5 protein-coding genes are annotated in these 7948 nt (G+C 44.4%); all 5 read right to left on the bottom strand.

Annotation, left to right across the window (positions count from 1 at the left end; translation table 11 throughout):
• On the bottom strand, positions 1 to 545 hold a 545-nt coding region (locus OXH39_24760), incomplete at its 3' end, for a TIM barrel protein (GenBank protein MCY3553679.1).
• 126 nt (positions 546 to 671) lie between these two features.
• Entirely contained in the window at positions 672 to 1889 is a 1218-nt protein-coding gene (locus tag OXH39_24755) for a 1-acyl-sn-glycerol-3-phosphate acyltransferase (GenBank protein MCY3553678.1), read from the bottom strand.
• A gap of 223 nt (positions 1890 to 2112) precedes the next feature.
• Positions 2113 to 3222 carry a hypothetical protein gene (locus OXH39_24750; protein MCY3553677.1) on the bottom strand — a complete coding sequence of 370 codons (1110 nt, stop codon included), beginning with the start codon at positions 3220 to 3222 and terminating at the stop codon, positions 2113 to 2115.
• 277 nt (positions 3223 to 3499) lie between these two features.
• Positions 3500 to 4960: an AAA family ATPase gene (locus OXH39_24745; GenBank protein MCY3553676.1), complete on the bottom strand. Its 1461-nt coding sequence runs from the start codon at positions 4958 to 4960 to the stop codon at positions 3500 to 3502.
• Positions 4957 to 7911, bottom strand: coding sequence for a tetratricopeptide repeat protein (locus OXH39_24740; GenBank protein MCY3553675.1), 2955 nt, complete (start codon positions 7909 to 7911; stop codon positions 4957 to 4959). The genes OXH39_24745 and OXH39_24740 overlap by 4 nt, the downstream gene beginning before the upstream one ends.
• Positions 7912 to 7948 lie beyond the last annotated feature (37 nt).

Genomic DNA, 7948 nt, shown 5'->3' with positions numbered 1-7948 from the left:
TCGACTGCTTTCGGCATATCAATAATCTCGCTGGGTTTGTTGAACATAAATCCAGGTTCAAACTCCCAGAGCATCAGCACACCGTGATCTTCAGCGACTTGCGCGCAGCGCCGCCAGACGGAAACGATCCGATCCCAAGCTTCCTCACGCTCAACGCCTTCCACCCCTTCTTCGGGATCACTCACTGTATCTACACGAATGGCGGGCGAGCCTAAATCGAGGGCAAGTTGGAGGCTTTCCTTGAATAATTTGTAGTACTTATCGTCCTCTTGTGCCTCGTCTGTAGCGGGACCGGGGTGCGACCAGAAATCGGCTGCCAATCCAGAGACTTCCAAGCCGTAATACGAGATCAAGCCCTTGACGGCATCCCGATCACTCTTCATCGGATAGTCGTTAATGTCAATATGCGGTTTGAATGCCCCGATTTCAATGCCATCAAATTCGAGTTCGCTGAGACGCTTGACGACATCATCAAACGGGACAGGGTTATCTTCGTAAGGACCAAATGCGTAAGCCCAACTTCCAATCGACAATTTTTTTGCCATGTTTTTCTCCAAATTATAGGCGCGGTTTTGCCGAATAGGAGATCCACCCCTACAGTGAGTTTACCGCGCTTTTTAGGTAGGGGTTGGGTTACCCAACCCGATTACACGGACGAGGAAACCTCGCCCCTACGATACGCCCTTGACTAAAGCCTGAACTGTTGTTTCGAGTTCAAGGGTTATCTGTTCTACCGTTTCTCTTTTGTCTGCCTTGTAGGTATCGTAACATTCTCGGAGGTTTTTGGGTTCACCGACACGAATGGATGCCACCCGTGGTCCCCGAATTTTTGACGTACCAAAGACTTCTCTTTCCAGACGGACGATCACTTCAAGAAACCGCTCTGGTGAACGTTCTTCGGCGACATACCCGTCCGAAATCGCTATAAAGTTGATTAACCGCTCCAGGTCCGGATGAAATCGTTGGAATTTCTGGAGGAGTTCTTCATGTATCTTCCGTTCATATTCTGTCATCTGCTCGATGTCTCTATAAACTTCAGCATCGACTAAGTTTTTCAACGCCCGTACTCTTGTGAGCACATCGGCTTCAGAGTGAATGCCCATGATCTGTTCCGCATGGGACAAAATCTGTTCTTTCAGTTTTTGAATGTGCACATCGAGAGGCACGGTTTCGTCCACCTTATATTGATATTCAGCTGCAAGCGTTTTGAATATCGCGATACCGATACGTCTCAACCGTTCGTAGCGTTCGATCGGTGTTCGATCGGCAGGTGAAAGAATATTTTCCTCTAATTCCGTGAGGGCGATGTCAATGTCGTCCCACATGTCTTGTGGATAGTGATATTTAATCCCAATGGGGACGATATAGAGGGGTTTGTCGATCTCCGCTTTTGCCATATCGTCCAAAGCCCAGAAGCAGAGTTGTATAATACCCCTCTCAAAGCGCATAACGGTGTCATTTTGCCTCGAAATTTCGCCTTCCGCGAAGATGACAAGGGGCCAACTGCCTTCAGACAGAAGTTCCCGTGTTGTACGGAAAGCGTTTCGGTCGGCGGTGCCACGCACAATTGAATACGCACCGAACCGTTGCAACAGAAAACTGCGTAAGCCACCGAATTTCCCTTTGTCAAAGGTCTCCCGTGCAGTCATGTAGTAGTACTGCTGAGAGACCTGTTTGGACAAGAGAAACGTAACGGCAGGATCCGCGCGTGCCGCATGGTTCGGAGCCAGCACGGTAGGATGTCCATCTATCATTTTTAAACGCGCGATGGATTCTGAATCAACATCCAGTGTTAACCCGTTCAAAAACAGGCGGTTGACAAGCGGCATGATGGCTTTCGCAACCTGAATCAATGTTGTATTTAGTTTAGGGGGTTTAAAATCCAACATTTTTTAATTATGGGCCGCATGGACTGCTCTATCTGATTAGGAGCAGGTTTCCAATGCAGCATTAACTGGATTTGACGATTTGTACGTCTTTGCTACACACCCGTTGCCCTCTCCGACTGTTTTACATTCCTTGCTGCGAAACCGTAGCCCGTAACGTAGTGAAGGGCGGCTCTTGAGCAAAAGCCGTCAAAGTAGAAACCCCATCGTTTAACCGCAAGATAAATTAGAAGAGGCTTGGTGGATAGCAACAGATGATTTCCATCGGTGTGTCACCCGTACTAACAATCACGTAACTGGACAAGCAGCGCGGTATGAAAACGGATTTGCCGCGTTTGAGCGGAACATCTTCAAAATCGCCGCGTAGTACGCCTTCACCGCCCAAGGTCACAAGCGCGTAGAAGCCTTTATCTGCTGGCATACTCAGCGTTGAGTTCACCGTCAGCCGTGAGCATCCGAAGAATTTTGAGGCTTCCTCTGGCACGATTCGGTCTTCTCGGTTCTCCCCTTCTGCTCGGACGAGTTCGGGTGTCCGTCGGATATAATTGTTAAGGTAATCCAATTCGAGTTTATCGAATTCAGCGGCATCTACTGCCAGGTCCCATCCGAGTCCGAGGTGTCCATCTTCTCTCTCAAACGGAAAACCTTCCCATTCGGCGAGAATATTCCAGTCGGTAGGTTCTTGTGGTTCGAGGACGCAAAGCCCTGTACCGAGCGAATGAACGATCGGGGTACGTAGGAAATAGACCTCACCAACCTTCGGTTCAACGACATGCATCAAACTCCGTAGTGTTGGCACATCCTGTGCCTCCATCAGGCGGCGGAATTCTGCTTTGTCTATCGCTTCCTTCCAACCTATCCACGCCTTCGCGCCCGGACGTGTGCCGATGAGGATCCATGCCTCGTTTTTGCCGAAGGGTGAATTGAGGTGTTTTTGCGAGAAGTCGGGGTTTGGATGCCAATGGATAGGAATATGTGCGCCGTCACCAACATCAAAAATCTTGAGGAGCACTCCTAATTCAGTGCCGTATTTGTCAACGTGCGCGCTACCGAGTGTCTCTTCTGGAAATGCGTCCAGCAGCTCTTTCAGTAGTACAACTTCACCGCTCGGAAGTTCGATGCGACTCAGCCCTTTGTCAGGTGGATTCTCTCTACCGGGAGTAATTGCCCGGTTCGTCGAGAAGATCCATTCTTCGGAGTAATAGTCATCTTTCGGATCGGGTTCGCCCATAAACTCAGCACGGAGTTTCCCACCGTTGTAGAAGTGCAGATAGGTGTTCGGTGCTAAAGCGATAGGCGCGTCTAACATTGACTTTAGTTCATTCTGTGATGCCATATTGTTGTCCTTTCTTTATCTTTAAAAACTAAGGCATAAGTAGGTTTCCCTTGTTTGAAGTCAATTTATCATTTTAGACAGATTTTGTCAAATCAATTCTTGGGTGTCTTAGCGATGTTTGGCTCTCGGATTTTGGTTGGTTTTGAAGGGAAATCGTGACCGGGAGGTCGCTCTTATAAGCTGTGAGCCAGCCCGCGACTGTAATAGGTATCGGCGGCCCCTTGATTGAGTTCTTTCGGCATTTCTCCTTAGTCCCTATATTCTCAATGGTTTCAACCTATGCTAATGCTGCTTCAAGTTGTTCTACAGCATCAATGGCATCCTCAAGTTCTTTTCTGTAGATGTTCACAAAGGTAGCGTGACTGAGTTCGTTTAGGATAAATTTTTGAGCCGATTCAATCTCATCAACAAGTTTTTGATCCAAAAGAAGAATATTTTGTTCTGGATAGATAGGACTTCTTTTTTCCTGAGTTGTTATTACTTCCCAGAAATCTTTGGTTGTTAATTCTTTCGGGTTCTCACAGTACCTGACCTTCAGATTCCTTTTGTCACAAAATCGCTTGATTATCTCCTCAAAAGCCGTACGGACGTAAATTGCACAGGCTTTGTAGTCGTTGGCATCAAGATATTCTCTCGCTTTTCCCAGATACGGGATATCTTCCTTACAGACTGGTATTTCGTATTCGGTGGTTGCCTTGAAATAGAATTCGGTGTATTTCCAATCCTTTTGATCCGTGCGTTGCTTGGCAATTTCATACCATGCTTTATCGTAAGTCGTCAAAAAAATTTGGTAATCTTTGAAATATTCCTCAAGAATATCCAGTACTGGGAAGCGATTAGACATATCCAATCCGATGAGTACGTCATCAAGTGCGAGAATCCTCAGTCCGCTTTTTGGGTCCGGCAGAAGGAGAATTGATGAGAGATAGACGGAAATTGCAATTGCTGACAACTTCGCCTCATTGAGAAAGAGATGATGTGATCGGATATTTTCGTTAAAAAAATCAACTTCTAAGAGAATCTCTTGATTTTCAAGTTCTTTCTTATTTTGATTGTATGTAACTCCCTGAAAATCAAAGTTGGGTTCAATGTTGTATCCGAACTTCTCAAGAATTTCAGACACCTTCGGAGTGAGTTCTGTTAATCGGTTCGCTAATTCTCTGTTGAAATTGACTATCCGTCTCTCAAGGTCTGCAATTTTGTTTTTTGCATCTCTTCTGCGTGGATAGGGTGGCTGAATTTCACTCCAATCATCAGCAAGAGTTCTGTTTGTTAAGGGATTGGCAGTGTCTGCTAACAACGTTTTAACCAACAAATTGAACAAATTCACTGTTTCGCTTTCACGATGAATATAGTGAGTCTCCAACAGTGACTTATAGTCAAGAAATCCCTTTGCTTTTGAGACTTCGATGATCAGTTCATCAGTCGTCTCTTTAGTGTCTCTCGACCACTCGTAGGTGTCTTTCTCTAATCGTGACTCTGAACGGAAACAAAGTTTGACATAACCAGGATCCTCGGTAAAAATATTCTGATGATTTTCAAACTCAGTATTTTTGTTCTCCTCTTTATCTGCGTCTACACCAGATTCAAAAAAATACTTTAAAGCGAGATACAACGACGATTTCCCGCTCCCATTTTCTCCGTAAACTAATAAATTTTTTCCAGCATTGTACAGGTCAATTTGATAGGATTTCGGAAAAGCTCTGAAGTTTTTAATCTCAATATTAGTTAATCTCAAATTTTACCCTCAATGATACGAACTGCTTTTACACTATCCAGATAATAAAGGTTACGCCGGACAAGATGTGTTCTTTCATATAGCAGCTCAAAAATGTCTCGTAACATAATCATTTTATCACCCTGAATTTCCTCGTACGAAGGCAACTGCTCGTCCAACAACGGTTGGAAAAAATGTTTGTCCCCTTTATGAAGATCTTCGGGCAGATAAGACTCATAAACTAAGCCATCAATAACCCGCTCAAAATATCCGAGCATTATAGCGTCACGAGCGTGTCTCAGATCTTTGCTGTTTGTTGTCGGTTGCTGCTGTAGATAGATCAGATAATCAACGATCTTAGCGATGAGTGCTTTGTGGACTGGCGTGATGTCGGGAATCGGAATCTGTTGGATATACCCACTCCGCGCCCGAAGCGGATCAATCGTCAATTGGTTCGACACCTGCGAATAAAACCACTCCACAGTCCGAGAATTGAGGAGACCGCAGAGCCACATTTCTTCAGTTGGGATAAGATAAGAGGTCTTGCCGTAATAATAACTGGCAGTATCAACAGCGAAAGTCTGATGGTTATAGGTGTCTGGACAGACGAGTTTCGGTTGTGCAAAACGCTCTATATCACCGAGAGATACCGGCAGCTCATACCATTTCTGTTTGCCTTTCCGTTTGCTCAGAGTTTCTTGATATTTTTCCAAGTGCTTTAGGATTGCCGGATAGTCGTTTATCTCTATGCCACGGTGGGCAAAGATGAGCCACTGCTGAGGCGTGTCAACATGCCAACGCCTTAAATCTTGTCCGTGTAAAAACGGTTTCAAAATATCAGCAGATGAAGGATCAGTAGCAATGAGTTTATCCCGCGTTGCTTTGTCTACAACGAACGCTTCTGTGGGTGCCGTGTTGATGCCGAAAGCGGGTTTTGATTTGACATACTTACCTAACGGCGTACCAGCGTTCCGAAGTTGCTCACGTAAATTCACCACATTCGGCGATTCAATCGGATTTCCATCGGCATCCAACACTTTTTGCATCTTCGGATAGCGATCTCGCCGACGTTGTGTCAGCATAAGGGAAATGTCTTCCGGTAGTTTTACACGGTGACCTTTTTCAAATGCCTCAACGTTTTTGTAGCTATCACGAAATGCGGGAATGATATCCATACCCTTTTTCTTCGCAGCAATCAAATCAGCTTTGGCTTTTTCCCATTCTTGTAAGTGTAACCATACTACCCCACGATTGTAATAGGTTATATCACGATTGGGATTTAATTCTATCGCTTTGGTATAGTCTTTGATGGCAAAATCAATCTCATCTTTTTTGCCATAAGCCACCCCACGGTTATTGTAGGCACTAGCGAGATCTGGCTTCAGTTCTATTGCTTTGGTATGGTCTTTGATGGCACGGTCATAATCGCTTATATTGCTATAAGCATTGCCGCGATTGATGTAGGCACTAGCGAGATCTGGCTTCAGTTCTATTGCTTTGGTATGGTCTTTGATGGCACGGTCATAATCACCTATATCACCATAAACATTGCCACGGTTATAATAGGTCATATCGCTATTAGGATTTAGTTCTATTGCCTTATTGTAGTCTTTGATAGCGTGCTTATAATTGCCTTTTTTATTGTAAGCCATCCCTCGATTATGATACGCGTCAACGAGATCTGGCTTCAGTTCTATTGCTTTGGTAGAGTCTTTTATTGCAAGACCGTAGTTGCCTCTTCTTTCATAAGCAATCCCACGATTATAATATATCTCCGCTCTATTAGGATTTAGTTCTACTGCTTTGGTATAGTCTTCGATGGCACGGTCATAATCGCCTTTTTCGATGTAGATTCTGCCACGATTGTTATAAGCTCCAGCATGCCTAGAATTAATTTGTATTGTTTTGTTGTAGTTTTTGATAGCAAGATTATGTTCGTCTTTTACGTTGTGGGCAATCCCACGATTGTAATAGGCGTCGGCGTAATTAGGTTTGAGTTCTATCGCTTTATCATAATCTGAAATAGCACGATCATACAGGCGTTTTGCCTTGTAGACATTACCGCGATTATTATAGGCGTCGGCGTAATTAGGTTTGAGTTCTATCGCTTTATCATAATCTGAAATAGCACGATCATACAGGCGTTTTGCCTTGTAGACATTACCGCGATTATTATAGGCGTCGGCGTAATTAGGTTTGAGTTCTATCGCTTTATCATAATCTGAAATAGCACGATCATGTTCACACTTCTCATCATAAGCCACCCCGCGATTGTTATAGGTTAAGGCATAATTGGGGCGCAACTGTATCGCTTTGTTACAGTTTTCAATAGCAAGGTCGTGTTTGCCCCCTTTGATATAAGCAGCACCGCGATTAATATAGGCATCCGCATTATCTGGATTGAGATCAATAGCATGTGAATAGGCTTCTATTGCCATATTAATTTGCTTTAGCATCAGTAGGAAATTACCCTGTTGAAGAACCCATCCGGCTAGTCGTCTGTTCTGGACATTTTCAGATGTGGATTTTGCCTGAGCCTGCATTTCATCAACGGCCTTTCGGATACCATCTACCACATTTTGCCATCCTTCACTCGGATCCTCCCATTTGCTAATAGGTTTACCTTTGTGAGGAAGGACTTCAAAACCACTGAGTTGGTGGTTGAGCCAATCACAATGCTCAAGAATAATCGGGATAACTCTTATTTTTTGCTTTAATGCTTCTCCTAATTCCTTGTTGCAGTTTTTAGAAGCGAGGCTCGCCGCAGAAACAAGGTATAAGAGCAAGTCCGAATCAGCAACCTTTTTGAGGATATCCTCCTGAAGTGCTTTATCGCCTGGAGTAAGTTGACCATCGTCCCATGTCCCTAACTCGTTATTTTGCTCCATCACAAAAAGACGTTTTCGTAATGTATCTTTTTGCGCTGTATCTTCATGTGAGTAAGTAATGAATCCCTGTAACGTTTTGCTCATTGGCTTTTCTCCACAGTCACAATTTCTTTGGAATGAG

It is taken from the genome of Candidatus Poribacteria bacterium (genome assembly GCA_026702755.1).
Lineage (GTDB): Bacteria > Poribacteria > WGA-4E > WGA-4E > WGA-3G > WGA-3G.
This window is presented reverse-complemented; position numbering and strand designations above follow the sequence as displayed.